Genomic DNA, 13,101 nt, shown 5'->3' with positions numbered 1-13,101 from the left:
TCAGAACAGTCATGCGACTGCTTGTAAAGGATGTCGGTACTTTTATGAAACGAATCGCCTTGTTCCGCATATGGATAATCGTCACAATGTTCACCCGATTCATCATTAAAATTTACGCCTTCTCGCGCAAGCAACAACAAGGCCTGACAAATCAAGAAGAATATGAGGCACTCATGCTCAGTCTCGCCCGCGAGTATAAGCGGAACGCCTTGCGGTTAGAAGGGCTCTTGATTAAGCTCGGGCAATTCTTATCGATTCGGGCCGACTTATTGCCGACGTCCGTTTTAAATGAACTGTCCGAGCTCGTCGACCGTGTCCCGACGTCCGGTTGGGAGAAATCGCGTGCCATTTTAGAGGCGGATTGGGGCGTCCCGTACACACAGGTCGTCAAAGACGTCGACATCGACGCCGTCGCTTCGGCCTCGATCGGTGAAGTATATGGCGCCACACTAATCGAGAACGGCAAGCGGGTCGCCTTGAAAATCCAACGCCCAGACATCGAAAAAATCATCCGGACGGACTTTAAAGCGATGCGCATCGTCACGACGATGCTCAAACGGACCTCGCTCGCAAAATCGACCGACTTAGATAGCTTATATCGCCAAATGATTTTTGTCATCGGGGATGAATTAAATTTTCAAACCGAATTAAAAAATGCACACTACTTTAAAGCGAAATATGCCGAAAACCCGAACGTATATATCCCGGACTATTACGAGCACCTCTGTACGAACCGGGTATTGACGATGGACTGGGTCGACGCGCGTCGCATCACGGACCTCGCCTTCTTGAAAGAGAACAACATCGACCGTTCCGCGCTCGCCGAACGTCTGTTCACGATGGCCGCTGAGCAACTCTTGTTCGGTGGGAAATTTCATGCCGATCCCCATCCTGGCAACGTCCAAATTCGGGCCGACGGAACGATTATCTTGCTCGACTTCGGGATGGTTGGTTCGACGACACCGCAAGACATGGCGACGATTCGAAAAATCTTGCAGGCGTTCATCTCTCTCGACTACGACGGGGTCGTCGATGGACTGGAAGATTTGCGGTTCCTTCTACCGACAGCGAATAAACATAACATTCGCCAAGCGCTCGAGAAAGCCGTCACCTTTTACTTAGAGACCGACATCGACACGGTCGATACGAAGCTCATCGAAAAAGTGTTGCAAGATATTCAATTGCTTGTTAAAAATGAGCCGATTCAGTTGCCGGCCGAGTTCGCTTTCTTCGGGCGGGCCGCCTCAACGTTACTCGGGATTTTACAAATCCTCGACTCGAAAATTGACCTCTTTACGCTCGGGAAGCCAATCGTCATCCAGTGGCTCGAAGCGGACGGGACGACGATTCAAAACCGGTATGTCATGACGGCACTCAACTACGGTAAAAAGTTGTTGAACGTGCCACCGTTACTCGACAACTTTTTAAAAGAGCCAACCCGTAAACGTTTATCCGAACAAGCGATGTTCCAGCGTCAGCTCGAATCGAAGGAACTGTTGCACCGTCAGCTGTTCAATTCAGGATTGATTCTCCTCGGCCTGCTCGTCGGTCTTCTCGGCTACATCCGTCCTGACGAATGGTTGTTCTGGTCCGGCGGTGTCGTCGCCGTCGTCGCCTACTTCAACTCAAGACGCCTCGGTCGTAAGATTCGTCATTTGGCCCGGCAAGACTTTCGGGTTTAACACCGTCACGTTCCATCGTGGCGGTTTTTTGTTGCATCCATGTCGCGACGAGCGTGGCGACCGCTCGTACGTCGCGCGTTGTCGTCCAGCCCATCGTTGAAATTTGTAGACAGTTCGCCGCCTTCAAGTAGTCACTTTCAAATTGGACGCGGTACCCATGATAGTGCAGTTGGTTCCCAAGTTCAGATGACGAGAGAGGATCGGGTAAATGAAGAGCTAAAATCCCAGGCGCTTGATTCGGTTTCTTTTTGAAAGGGACACCGTGCTTTGCGAACGTCTCCTGCAGAACGTCCATCTTTCGTTGATGTGTCTCAATCTCGGCCTCGGTCAGTTCATCCAACGCCACCTCGAGTGCTTTGATTAAAGACATCGACTGCGTGAACGCGATGGGATCATACTGTGCCAAATCCAGATAGCGAGGAATCCGTCGAATCGGTTCAGCTCGTTTCTTCATGGCGACAAAAGCGAGGCCCGGAGCGGCCCGGAGCGCTTTTCCAGAAACGAATGTCACCAGATCGGCAAATGAATAGTCGATCTCAAACGTTCCGACCGCACTGATGGCATCGATCGCCACGATTGTGTCGTGTTCGCCTGCATAGCGACGCAATCGTTCCATGTCGACAAGTTCTCCGGTCGACGTCTCACAGTGAACGGTCCAAATCCATCTCGGTGCATACCGTTCCACTTCGCGCCAATCTGCCTCTGAATGGGGCATCGCGAGCACGTCAAATAAAAGGCCGGCACGTCTCGCATGATCCATGAGCCGTTTTCCGAACTCGCCCGTATCCAAGATGAGCCCGCGTCCCGCTAAACGCACCGCCACCGCGTCGTTCGCGACGGTCCCGCTACCGAGTAATGTATACATGTATGGCAACTTCACGAGACGGGATAACTTCGCCTGCACGTTTTGCAATAATCGCTTCGCTTCGTTCGAACGATGGGGCATCGGCTGTGACGTGAGGGCTTGACGTACGTTCAAAGAAAGTTCGACCGGACCGGCAAGTAGCAATTTCGGCCGTAAAACTGCAGACGTCTCCGACTCAAAGAAGCCAGCGCGCGTCAACAGCATCGGAATGTATCGGGCTTCCACCGGACCGACTGGAGGGGCGAACGGAACAAATCCGAAACGGCGATACAGCTTTTGTTCACGTGTCGTCCCGCTAATCACGACGCCCTCGACACCTCGTGCTAATGCGTCTTCCATCACGGCGCGCATCAAACCGGCGAACGTACGCGTATTTCGATAAGAACGGGTCACCGCGAGTAAACGAATTTCCATCCATTCCCCCGGCGGTAGCCGGACCCCTTTTTGTTCCAATGAAAAAGGATGCGCTGTACGTAAGGCGCACATCGCGACGAGATGGCCATCCTGTTCCCCGACCCAATATGTACTCGTGTCATAAAACCGGTCGACGAGGCGTCGTTCCTCGTTCGGTTGGTGCTGTGGAATCTCTTCCACGAACGTCTCATAATTCAACCGATGAATCGCCGGCGCATCTTCCGGCGTTGCTTGTCGAAATTCAATCATGTCGTTTTCCCCTTTCGATGATGCCACCAGATGATGCTTAGGATGACACATGAAATCATCACGTCGCTCCATTCACCGAGTGCCGCAAGAGGCAACAAGATGAGCATCACGAGCCCTGTCTCCCGAGAGTTGCCCGTCAGTTTGATGAAGACGAGTAAAAGCAAAAGACCTGCCACAAACCAAAGCGGGCTATACGCTAAAATAATTCCAGAAAAAACGGCATATCCCTTCCCACCACGTCTCATCTGCCAGAGAGGATAAATGTGCCCCACCGTCAAAGCGAGGGCGGTCTCCCAAAAATACGTTCCGCTAAACGATAAGACGAGGACTGTCTTCAAGACGTCGAACCCGTAGACAAATAAAAATGCTTTGACTCCACCTGCGCGAAACGCGTTTCTCGCCCCTGTATTACCGGATCCACTCTTCGAGAGGTCGTGTCCACTTATTAAACCGTAGAGGCGTCCCCCGAGCACACTGCCCACGAGATAACCAATGAGAATCATCCACATGATTCGTCTCCCCTTTGTAAAATTGTGTATGATTTTTGAAAACGGGTACTTTCTTACTGTGCACCTAGATGAAAGGGGAAATCAAGATGCGAGCTGAACATAACTGGATTAACGGGGAATGGATCGAGACGGATGAAACAATCGAAGTCCGAAATCCGGCGACCGGAAATATTATGGCAACGGTCACGAAGAGCGGAGAAACGGAGGCCCGTCGTGCCGTTGATGCCGCTCATGCGGCGTTGGCGGAGTGGCAACAAAAGACGGCCGAGGAACGCGGGGCGCTTTTACTCGAGTGGCATCGCTTGATTGAAGAGGAGGCGGAAACACTCGGCCGGACGATGGTCGAAGAACAAGGCAAGCCGCTAAAAGAAGCGATTGGAGAAATCCGTTATGCGAACGGCTTCATCGAGTGGTACGCGGCTGAAGGACGGCGCGTCTATGGCGAGACGATTCCCGCATCGGCGAACAACAAACGCATCTTCGCCATCAAGCAACCGGTCGGTGTTGTCGCAGCCATCACGCCATGGAACTTCCCGGCGGCCATGATCACGCGAAAAGTCGGTCCGGCACTCGCCTCGGGTTGCACCGTCGTCATCAAGCCCGCGTCGGCCACACCGTTGACCGCCATCGACCTCGTCAAACTTTCAGAAAAGGCCGGTTTCCCGCCGGGCGTCATCAACTTGGTGACGGGCACGGCTTCCGACATCGTCAAAGCGTGGCAACAAGACACACGTGTTCGGAAATTGACGTTTACCGGTTCGACCGAGGTCGGAAAAATGCTCATGCGTGACGCTGCCGATACGATGAAAAAAATCTCGCTCGAGCTCGGGGGGCACGCCCCGCTCATCGTTACCGCAAAAGCCGATTTGGAGAAGGCCGTTCCACAAGCGATTGCGACAAAGTTCCGGAACGCGGGTCAGACGTGTGTCTGCGCTAACCGTATTTACGTCGAGCGTTCCATCGTCGACGCGTTCTCAAAGAAGTTCATCGAGGCGGTCGAAGAGCTCAAAGTCGGCAACGGACTCGAAGACGGGGTCGATATCGGTCCGCTCATCGATGAGGCTGCTGTCGACAAAGTGATGAAGCATCTCGAGGACGCACAGATTCGTGGCGGTGAAGTGTTCGGTGGCGAACAGCTCGACGGCTTGTTCGTTCGCCCAGCTGTTGTCCGGTACGCGAACGAGGACATGCTTTGCATGAACGAAGAGACGTTTGGGCCGGTCGCCCCAATCGCCTCGTTTGATACGCTCGAGGAGGCGGTGGAACGGGCGAATGCGACACCATTCGGGCTCGCCGCGTACGTGTTCACCCAAGACATCAACGAAGCGCTCTACTTGGCCGAAGCACTCGAATACGGCATCGTCGGCGTCAACGATGGCCTTCCTTCGACGCCGCAGGCCCCGTTCGGCGGATGGAAAGAGAGCGGTCTCGGACGTGAAGGCGGTCACCATGGCATCGAAGAGTTTTTAGAAGTGAAATACATCTCGCTCGGTTTATAACAAAGACCGGTTGAACGCCATGTTCAACCGGTCCTTTTTTATGCGTTGATATAGGCGACTAAATCTGCCGGCGTCTCAATCACGTGATCGGCGAGCGCCCACTCTTCTTCGTTGCCGAATCCGAATCCGGTCAAGACGACAGGGAAGTCATGGGCGCGTGCCGCCTCGACGTCCGATTTGCGGTCCCCGACCATCATGTACTCCCCGTCCCCATGACGGAGACGGTGTGCCGTCAAGATGTCCGCCTTCTTCTCCCCGCTCACCGATTCGAGACATTCTGGCGCCGTCATGAACGGACGAATGCGTTGCGAGTCCAAAATCAAATTCAAGTAATGGACGCCGCAATTGCTCGCGGTCGTCAACGTGTGTCCGTCAGCATGGAGCGTTTCGAGCATTTCATATATGCCATCGAACAACACGTGTTGCCCTTCCATTGCGCGCTCGAGTGTCTCATGACGGAGCTTTCGGATTTGGCGAATCTCTTCAATCGTCGCCTCCGGGATGACGTGCTCCCAAAACGCGTTGCCGGCGAGTCCATAACCTGAGCGGACCGTTTCCTCGTTCGGTTTCGGTAAATGCGGGAGCGCTTCGAGCGCTTCGTGAATCGCCTTTGTCATCGGAACGGTCGTGTCGACGAGCGTCCCATCGATATCAAATAATATCACTGCCATGGTCATTACCCCTCTCTTCTACTTCCCTTACCGTAGCAGAATGCCCGAAAAAGCTAAAGCAGAAACGTCGTTAGGTCAAAAGTCGGTCTCTGCAAATTGGACCTAAAACTCTTTACATTTTCTCAAAATGAAGGAAACGCGACTGCAATGTGCGTCCGTTATAGTTCGGTTTGTAAGATTCATCACTTAAGGAGGCAGACAAATGAAACGAACATGGATGATTGGAACGCTCGCCCTCGGCTTGACGGCCGGAACATGGACAGCAGGATTACATAATCAAGAAGCGGCCGAAGCAAATGGCAAACACGGAAAGGGGGCAGTCAAGAACGTCATCTTCATGATTCCTGACGGCTATTCCGCGGCTTACGCAACAAACTATCGCTGGTATGCGGGTGAAGATGAGACGGCGCTCGACAAGCGATTGACCGGCATGATGCGCACCTATTCCGCAAATTCCAAGGTGACGGATTCGGCCGCGGCCGGCACGGCGATGGCGACCGGTGTGAAGACGAATAACGGGACGATCAGTATGGATCCGGATGGGAACGAGTTGACGTCCGTGCTCGAGAAAGCGAGCCAAAACGGAAAAGCGACCGGACTCGTCGCCACGTCGACGATCACGCACGCGACACCCGCCGTATTCGCCTCGCACGTTGCTTCACGAGCGAGTGAAGCCGAGATTGCCAAACAATACATGGACGCTCTCGAAGTCGACGTCCTGCTCGGCGGTGGTCAAAAATATTTCAATACGGAAGCGAACGGCGGACTACAAAAAGAAGACTTGATTAAACGCGCAGAAGAAGCCGGTTATACGTATGCGACGAACCGTGACGAGTTAAAAGCTGCCAAGTCCGCTAAATTACTCGGTCTATTCGCGGACGATGCGATGGCACCTGAACTCGATCGCGATCACACGAACGAACCGAGCTTGGCCGAGATGACTGACGCGGCCCTCACTTCACTGAAACAAGATAAAGATGGGTTCTTCCTCATGGTTGAAGGAAGTCAAATCGATTGGGCGGGACACGCCCATGATGCCGCATGGGCGATGAAGGACGCAGAAGCGTTCCACGAGGCGTTCGAGGCTGCTCTCCAATTCGCGATGAAGGATAAACAGACGCTCGTCGTCGTTGCCGGAGACCATGACACCGGCGGCATGTCCGTAGGCGGCTATGGCGAATACGTCGCAAAACCGGAAGTGCTTCGTTCCGTTACGGCGACTGGAGACTTCATGGTCGATGCGTTCGATGAGGAGCTGACAAACGTCGAGGCTGTCGTCGAGCAGTATACGTCGATGACGCTCACACCGAAGGAGGCTGAACTGATTCGATCTGCGGAGGAGTCAAAACGCGTCATAACCTTGAATGAAATCATCAGTAAGCGGGCCTATGTCGGTTGGACGACGACTCAACATACAGGTGTCGACGTGCCGCTCTACGCATACGGCCCCCAACAAGAACGGTTCAATGGATTGCTCGACAATACGGATGTGCCAAAGCATATCCTACAGGCGATGAAACTGAAATAGGTGTAAAAAACCGGCTGAATCATGTCAGCCGGTTTTTTTATGATTCACGCCAAAAGCTCATCCCGCCCTTGACCGAATAGACGTCTGTATAGCCTGCCTTCTGTAACATCACGGCCGCCCGTTGACTACGCATCCCGCTTTGACAGATGACATAAACGGGACGGTCTTTCTCTTTCGGATATTGGGCATGCGCGCGCAAGAAGCCGGAGAGAGGCACATTTTTCGCCTGTTGAATATGACCACCTCGATATTCTTGCGGTTCCCGCACGTCGAGCAACTGAATGTTCTGTTCCTCGCTAATCTTACGCTTCAGTTCACCCGTCGACACCGTCTTCACACTGCTCCGCTTCGACCACCACACGTAAATCAATCCAATCAAGACTGCTACAAACAAGAAATCAATCATCGGTCTACCTCCATCCTCATTCCTTATCGTCACCCCGATTATACCCCCTTAGGTATATAAGTCAACAAAATTGGGTTAAAAAAAGCCACGCCGATGGCGCAGCTTAAAAATCGAGCAGTGAATCAGTTTTCGGTTGTTCGTCCTCTTCGAGCGGAATGCCGAGAAAGGCCGCCATTTGCCGATCGAGTGGAGGCTTCTCCATCGCAGGCGCTGCCGTCACCGGCATAGACGGTTGAACGGAGGGACTCGGGGCCGAGTCCGCAAGCAATAGTTCGCAGTAGCCCATCAGCTTGGCCACATGCCGTTTTTGCGTCTCACCGTTCGACTGCTCGATTTGGTTCATCACGTGTTTCATTTGGGCGATGAGTTGTTGTTCGGTAATCATACGTCCACATCCTTTACCCATCATTGTGCAGGAAAACGTGGCAAGCCGGCAAGTGTCACGCTTGTTCGTCGCGGGTGGCGAGCCATGCTTGGAACGCCTCAAAATCATACCGGACTTGATCTCCGTAAAATTTAGCCCATCTCGCAATTTGACGGATAAAGAGCGGTTTGGCGTCTCCGATTGCGGCGGCAATCCGCTCACTTGCCTCATAATCAAGGACATTCGCATCCGCATCTGCACGGGCATGGACCTTGGCCGTAATTTCAGCTTGAACGTTCAACGTCTCAATAAGCGCCGCCTCGTCTTTGATGTGTTTCGCCTTCACTTTCCGTTTATACGGGGAACGTTGTCGTACATAATATTCGTGATCATCGATTGTCAAATAACCGAGGTACGGGTCCCCGCTATGCACCATCGCCCGTTGCGCCACTGTCACCCGTGCCCCTTGATGGGAGAGACCGTTCTCGAACAACGGATGCGTCGGCAAGAAAAGGGACGGGACGGCCGACTGGGCCTCTTTCATCTCAAGGATGACGTCTTCGTCATGTTCGTCATCCGCGCCTTCAATCAAGATGTAATAGCGCTCTAAGCCAATCGAGGCCGTTCCGCTATCGAGTTTGACGGCGATGTCTTTTACGCCGTAATGGTCGGCATGATGGCGATGCGCTTCTTTCAACGACGACAAATAGTCGGGCCAGGCCGCTTTGATTTTGGCCGCCATCGTCTCGCTTACCGGAATCAAGTCCTCGCTCGTCGCGAAGTATCGCTCCTCATCGCGCACCTCAGTCCGTTCGGCCATGAACGCATCTTTTTTCGCCTCGGCTTTTTTAATCACTTTTTTGATCGCTTTGCACGTGTTTGCTTTCGTGAACTGGACGTCCTCGTTTTTTCCGTTTGCATAGCGCTCAATCGCTTTGGCATACGTTTTCGCGTATGACTCGATTGCCGCTGTCGCGTCGAGCCCGGCTTCTGTGGCAAACAAGTCGACCGAGATCGCCATTCGCAACACATCGAACAAATAGGAACCGATGTACGCTTCGTCGAAGTCGTTCACGTCATAAATGATCGTACCGGCCCCATCCTCGAACACACCGAAGTTCTCAAAATGCAAATCCCCTTGGATGAACGTCGGATGCGCGTCCCCGGTGTCAAATGCGAGCGGGACTTTCGCAAAATCGTAATAAAACAAGTGGGAGCTGCCCCGGAAAAAAGAAAACGGGCTCGCGCTCATTTTCGTGTATTTTTCACGCCGTGCTTCCTCGGACAAGTTTCGAATCGACGTATCATAATAATCAAGGACGGTCGCAATCGTCTCGCGACGAATTTGTTGCTTGACTGAAGTGAACATCGCCTTCTCCCCTTCACGCGTCAAATAAATGCTTATATTCTCCGTAGCCGGCTGACTCGAGCTCTTCTTTCGGAATAAACCGAAGCGAGGCTGAATTGATGCAGTAACGCAATCCACCAAGTTCTTTTGGACCATCGTCGAACAAATGACCGAGGTGACTATCGGCACGTTTGGAACGAACTTCGGTCCGTACCATATGATGCGTTGTGTCCATATTCAAATCGAGTTGCTTTTCTTCAATCGGACGCGAGAAGCTCGGCCAACCGCAGTTCGACTGAAACTTGTCACGCGATGTGAAGAGCGGTGTCCCGTCGATGATATCAACGTATAACCCTTCTCGCTCCTCGTCCCAATATTCATTTTGAAATGGCGGCTCGGTTCCGTTCTCTTGCGTGACTTTATATTGCATCGGGGTGAGCCGTTCTTTTAATTCTTTCTGTTGCTTCTTATCGCTCCACGCCTCTTTGATGAATTTCGCGCGTCCTGAACCGACACGATACATCTCATAACGGAACGGATTCTTCTTGTAGTAGTCTTGATGGTAGTCTTCCGCTTCCCAAAACGTCTGGGCTGGACGAATTTCGACTTCGATGGAACGATCGAATCGGCCTGACTCCTCGATTTCTTGCTTCGATTGTTCAGCCGCTGTACGTTGTTCTTCCGAATGGTAGAAAATCGCTGGGCGATACGATTCCCCGCGGTCGTTAAACTGTCCACCGCCGTCGGTCGGATCGATTTGACGCCAATAAATGTTTAATAACTCCTCATACGAGATGACGTCTGGGTCATACGTGACTTCGATTGCTTCTAAGTGCCCCGTTGTCTCCGAACAGACTTGTTGATACGTCGGGTTATCGACATGTCCGCCTGTATAACCTGAGACGACCTGCTCGACACCCTCGTATTTATGAAACGGTTTGACCATACACCAAAAACAGCCTCCCGCAAATGTAGCTTTTGCCATGATACATCCCTCCTTACTATGTAGTGTACCCAAAAAAATGAAGCGAGAACAAAAAACGAGAACCACGAACGTGTTCTCGTCTTTAATCCTCGACCCGATTCATATGGCGCATCACTAAAAATAAAATGACACCGACGATTCCAGCGCCAAGAATGGTCAAGGCCGGGTTGTTTCTTGCCGATAATGTATAGAAGATCGCAAGTCCGATCAAGATGAGCGCAATCGGTATGAATGCTCGTTTAAAATGATCCCAATACCGCACAGACAGTCCCCCTTTTTTTCTATCATACCAAACATCTTTACTCGGATAGAAGGAAAGCTGTGGACCCAATCGAGGAGGAATAGACATGACTATGGATGCTATATGGGCGAATCGCCCTACACTGCTATGGGAAGAACGGTTAAATGACGGCGACGATATGTACACACTTTCAGGAATTCGAGCCGTTGATGCCGCACTACACCAATACGTGACGACCTTGTCTCATTCGGATGGTACTGAAACGAGTATTCGTACAGCGGTGCGCGATCTCGTTTTACGGCTGAACGAGCTTGATGAAGCATATGACTACTTCATTGAGACGATGGAACGTGAAGAGCTGTATGACTTTATTAAAGCGGGGGCAGCACTTGTCGGTTACGAGACCGAAGACGACATGACTGAAGAGTGGCGCGAATGGTGAGCCGATTGAAACCATTCATTCGCTAATCATTGTGCTACACTAAAACTAATTATTTCCATTTTCACGCGGGGGGACTGTGTCCATGCTCACTATCATCAACTCCTTCTTTATCGATTTATGCATCTTGTTTACACTGTTCACGATCTCGTTTCTGCCTTTTCGGAACCGGCCGCGTCTCACTCCAAAGTCGCCGTTCAAAGCTCGCGTGCTTCTCGGGATTCAGAGCGGTGTGATCGCGTTGATTTTATTGGCAAACGCCCTTCATCTTGAAGGCATTCTCATTGACTTACGGACCATTCCTATCACACTTGCTGTTTTATTTGGGGGCTGGGTGAGCGGAGTCGTCGCTGCCGTGTTGTTTCTGATTGGTCGATTCTTCATGATTACAAACGGAGAGTATGTCGGTTTCTACCTAGCCATCATTACGATGATTGCCCTCGTCGTACCGACGAGCTTGTTACGATTAAAGCTCGACAATACACGTACCACATTGCTTATCTTCATGACCATTAGCGTAATTGTTTTCGGTTCCGCCTTGTTCTACGCGTTACCGCTCGAGCTATTTTATCCGATTTTGCTCGTCTATATTGTGATGACCTATCTCGGTGCCGCCGCCTCTTACCGTCTATTACATGAACTGCGTCGTCATTTTGAGAATGTACAACATCAACAACAGCTCGCCCGCACGGACGCTTTGACCGGAATCGCGAATCGTCGTCGTTTAAACGAGGCGATGGCCAATCTGACCGTCGAGGCAGAAGAATACGCACTCATCCTTGTCGACATCGACCACTTTAAACGTGTGAATGATACATATGGCCACGACGTCGGGGACGACGTGCTACGTGAACTCGGCATGCTTCTTGTCGACGAAAGCCGCGAAGACCACCTCGTCGGGCGGTTTGGCGGGGAAGAATTTTTAATCATCATGCCAAACGCTCAAAAAGATGATGTCTCACGTCTTGCCGAATCTATACGAGAAAAAGTCTCAACGTTCCCGTTTGAGACGAGTGCCGGCACGCTTCACATCACGGTTTCGCTCGGCGCCTGTCATTCGAACGATATCGAAGTCGACAGTGTGTTAAAACACGCCGATGAAGCGTTATACCACGCAAAAGAATCGGGACGTAATCGCTTCATATTGGCGTCATAAAGCCGAAAAACATTCGTAAAGGTGTAACACGTTTGTCAGTTTTCCTGCTTTACTTTCCCTAGTTGAATCGGTACACTAGGCTAGACTTTGGTTCGTATGCCTAGTAATTATCGATTTGACTAGAAAAAGGGGAAACATATTTCATGACAGTCTTGTTATCACTATTTGGTTTGATGTTCGTGGGATCTTTTGTCCTCGACTATCAACGCGGTAAGTCGTTCCGTCAATCACTCTTTGGGGGAGTCGATACGTTGAAGCGGAACTTATTCATCTTTTTACGTACATCCATCTCCATGATGATTTTCATCGGACCACTCTTACTCATTTCGATGTTTGCCTTCCCGCGTCTCGTCGGCTTCGATACGATTGCCTCTTTTATGATCGCCGTTTTGAGCATCGGGTTCGCCGAACGCATCATCGGCATGATTGTGGCTCCACTCGTGCGCACGTTTTGGCATCAACGCGGAACTTTGATGCCGCTCTATCTTGATGCGGGCCTCTATATTTTCTTACTCTCGATTCTCATCTTCGAGTTTCTTATGAATATTCCGGGCGTGGACATCGTTTCGCCGATCATCGCCATCTTTTACGCGTTCGCGTTGTTCTATATTCGCTATCTCTTTAGTTTGCTTCGGTTCACGCTCAGTAAAGGCGTCCCGTCAAACTGATTTCTTTCACTGCAACCAACGTACGGTTGCAGTTTTTCTTTTGAATTTTAATTGACAATGAGAATCGTTATCATTTA

14 protein-coding genes are annotated in these 13,101 nt (G+C 51.4%); 6 read left to right on the top strand and 8 right to left on the bottom strand.

The genetic code is table 11. From position 1 onward, the window contains the following. The first annotated feature begins 44 nt into the window (after positions 1 to 44). Entirely contained in the window at positions 45 to 1,682 is a 1,638-nt protein-coding gene (locus KNP92_RS00670; RefSeq protein WP_214835484.1) for an ABC1 kinase family protein, read from the top strand. Here the strand turns inward: KNP92_RS00670 and KNP92_RS00665 are convergent. Both KNP92_RS00665 and KNP92_RS00660 read right to left on the bottom strand, forming a co-directional pair. After that, the gene (locus KNP92_RS00665; RefSeq protein ID WP_214835482.1) at positions 1,621 to 3,210 is read right to left on the bottom strand and encodes a GNAT family N-acetyltransferase; all 1,590 of its coding nucleotides are present in this window, start codon (positions 3,208 to 3,210) and stop codon (positions 1,621 to 1,623) included. The genes KNP92_RS00670 and KNP92_RS00665 overlap by 62 nt on opposite strands. Then, positions 3,207 to 3,719, bottom strand: coding sequence for a glycerol-3-phosphate acyltransferase (locus KNP92_RS00660; protein ID WP_214835480.1), 513 nt, complete (start codon positions 3,717 to 3,719; stop codon positions 3,207 to 3,209). The genes KNP92_RS00665 and KNP92_RS00660 overlap by 4 nt, the downstream gene beginning before the upstream one ends. 86 nt (positions 3,720 to 3,805) lie before the next feature. Here KNP92_RS00660 and KNP92_RS00655 point away from each other — a divergent pair, with 86 nt between their 5' ends. Next, a complete protein-coding gene (locus KNP92_RS00655) occupies positions 3,806 to 5,218 on the top strand; it encodes an NAD-dependent succinate-semialdehyde dehydrogenase (protein ID WP_214835478.1) in 1,413 nt (470 codons plus the stop codon). A gap of 38 nt (positions 5,219 to 5,256) precedes the next feature. Here KNP92_RS00655 and KNP92_RS00650 read toward each other — a convergent pair whose 3' ends face one another. Next, positions 5,257 to 5,889: an HAD family hydrolase gene (locus tag KNP92_RS00650; RefSeq protein WP_214835476.1), complete on the bottom strand. Its 633-nt coding sequence runs from the start codon at positions 5,887 to 5,889 to the stop codon at positions 5,257 to 5,259. 202 nt (positions 5,890 to 6,091) lie between these two features. On the opposite strand from KNP92_RS00650, the gene KNP92_RS00645 reads away from it, so the two are divergent. Then, positions 6,092 to 7,417, top strand: coding sequence for an alkaline phosphatase (locus KNP92_RS00645; protein ID WP_251136342.1), 1,326 nt, complete (start codon positions 6,092 to 6,094; stop codon positions 7,415 to 7,417). Between the two features lie 37 nt (positions 7,418 to 7,454). Here KNP92_RS00645 and KNP92_RS00640 read toward each other — a convergent pair whose 3' ends face one another. The 5 genes from KNP92_RS00640 to KNP92_RS00620 all read right to left on the bottom strand — a co-directional run bounded on the left by KNP92_RS00640 (position 7,455) and on the right by KNP92_RS00620 (position 10,782). Continuing rightward, positions 7,455 to 7,823, bottom strand: a complete 369-nt coding sequence (locus tag KNP92_RS00640) for a rhodanese-like domain-containing protein (protein WP_214835474.1) — start codon at positions 7,821 to 7,823, stop codon at positions 7,455 to 7,457. A 103-nt stretch (positions 7,824 to 7,926) separates the two neighbouring features. After that, complete coding sequence (locus tag KNP92_RS00635; protein WP_214835472.1) at positions 7,927 to 8,208, bottom strand: DUF5327 family protein; 282 nt, start codon at positions 8,206 to 8,208, stop codon at positions 7,927 to 7,929. A 55-nt stretch (positions 8,209 to 8,263) separates the two neighbouring features. Continuing rightward, on the bottom strand, positions 8,264 to 9,556 hold the full coding sequence (locus tag KNP92_RS00630) for a DUF2252 domain-containing protein (protein ID WP_214835470.1): 1,293 nt from the start codon (positions 9,554 to 9,556) through the stop codon (positions 8,264 to 8,266). 13 nt (positions 9,557 to 9,569) lie between these two features. Further along, entirely contained in the window at positions 9,570 to 10,520 is a 951-nt protein-coding gene (gene msrA, locus KNP92_RS00625; RefSeq protein ID WP_214835468.1) for a peptide-methionine (S)-S-oxide reductase MsrA, read from the bottom strand. A gap of 82 nt (positions 10,521 to 10,602) precedes the next feature. Next, positions 10,603 to 10,782, bottom strand: a complete 180-nt coding sequence (locus KNP92_RS00620) for a hypothetical protein (RefSeq protein WP_034807656.1) — start codon at positions 10,780 to 10,782, stop codon at positions 10,603 to 10,605. Positions 10,783 to 10,867: 85 nt separating this feature from the next. Here KNP92_RS00620 and KNP92_RS00615 point away from each other — a divergent pair, with 85 nt between their 5' ends. The 3 genes from KNP92_RS00615 to KNP92_RS00605 all read left to right on the top strand — a co-directional run bounded on the left by KNP92_RS00615 (position 10,868) and on the right by KNP92_RS00605 (position 13,024). Further along, entirely contained in the window at positions 10,868 to 11,203 is a 336-nt protein-coding gene (locus KNP92_RS00615; RefSeq protein WP_214840332.1) for a hypothetical protein, read from the top strand. A gap of 82 nt (positions 11,204 to 11,285) precedes the next feature. Next, entirely contained in the window at positions 11,286 to 12,356 is a 1,071-nt protein-coding gene (locus KNP92_RS00610) for a GGDEF domain-containing protein (RefSeq protein ID WP_214835466.1), read from the top strand. 143 nt (positions 12,357 to 12,499) lie between these two features. Further along, positions 12,500 to 13,024, top strand: a complete 525-nt coding sequence (locus KNP92_RS00605) for a hypothetical protein (RefSeq protein ID WP_214835464.1) — start codon at positions 12,500 to 12,502, stop codon at positions 13,022 to 13,024. Positions 13,025 to 13,101 lie beyond the last annotated feature (77 nt).

The sequence above is a fragment of the Exiguobacterium sp. s122 genome (assembly GCF_018618475.1).
GTDB classification, from domain to species: domain Bacteria; phylum Bacillota; class Bacilli; order Exiguobacteriales; family Exiguobacteriaceae; genus Exiguobacterium; species Exiguobacterium himgiriensis.
Note: the sequence above shows the minus strand (reverse complement) of the source record. Positions and strands in the feature narration are given on the sequence as shown.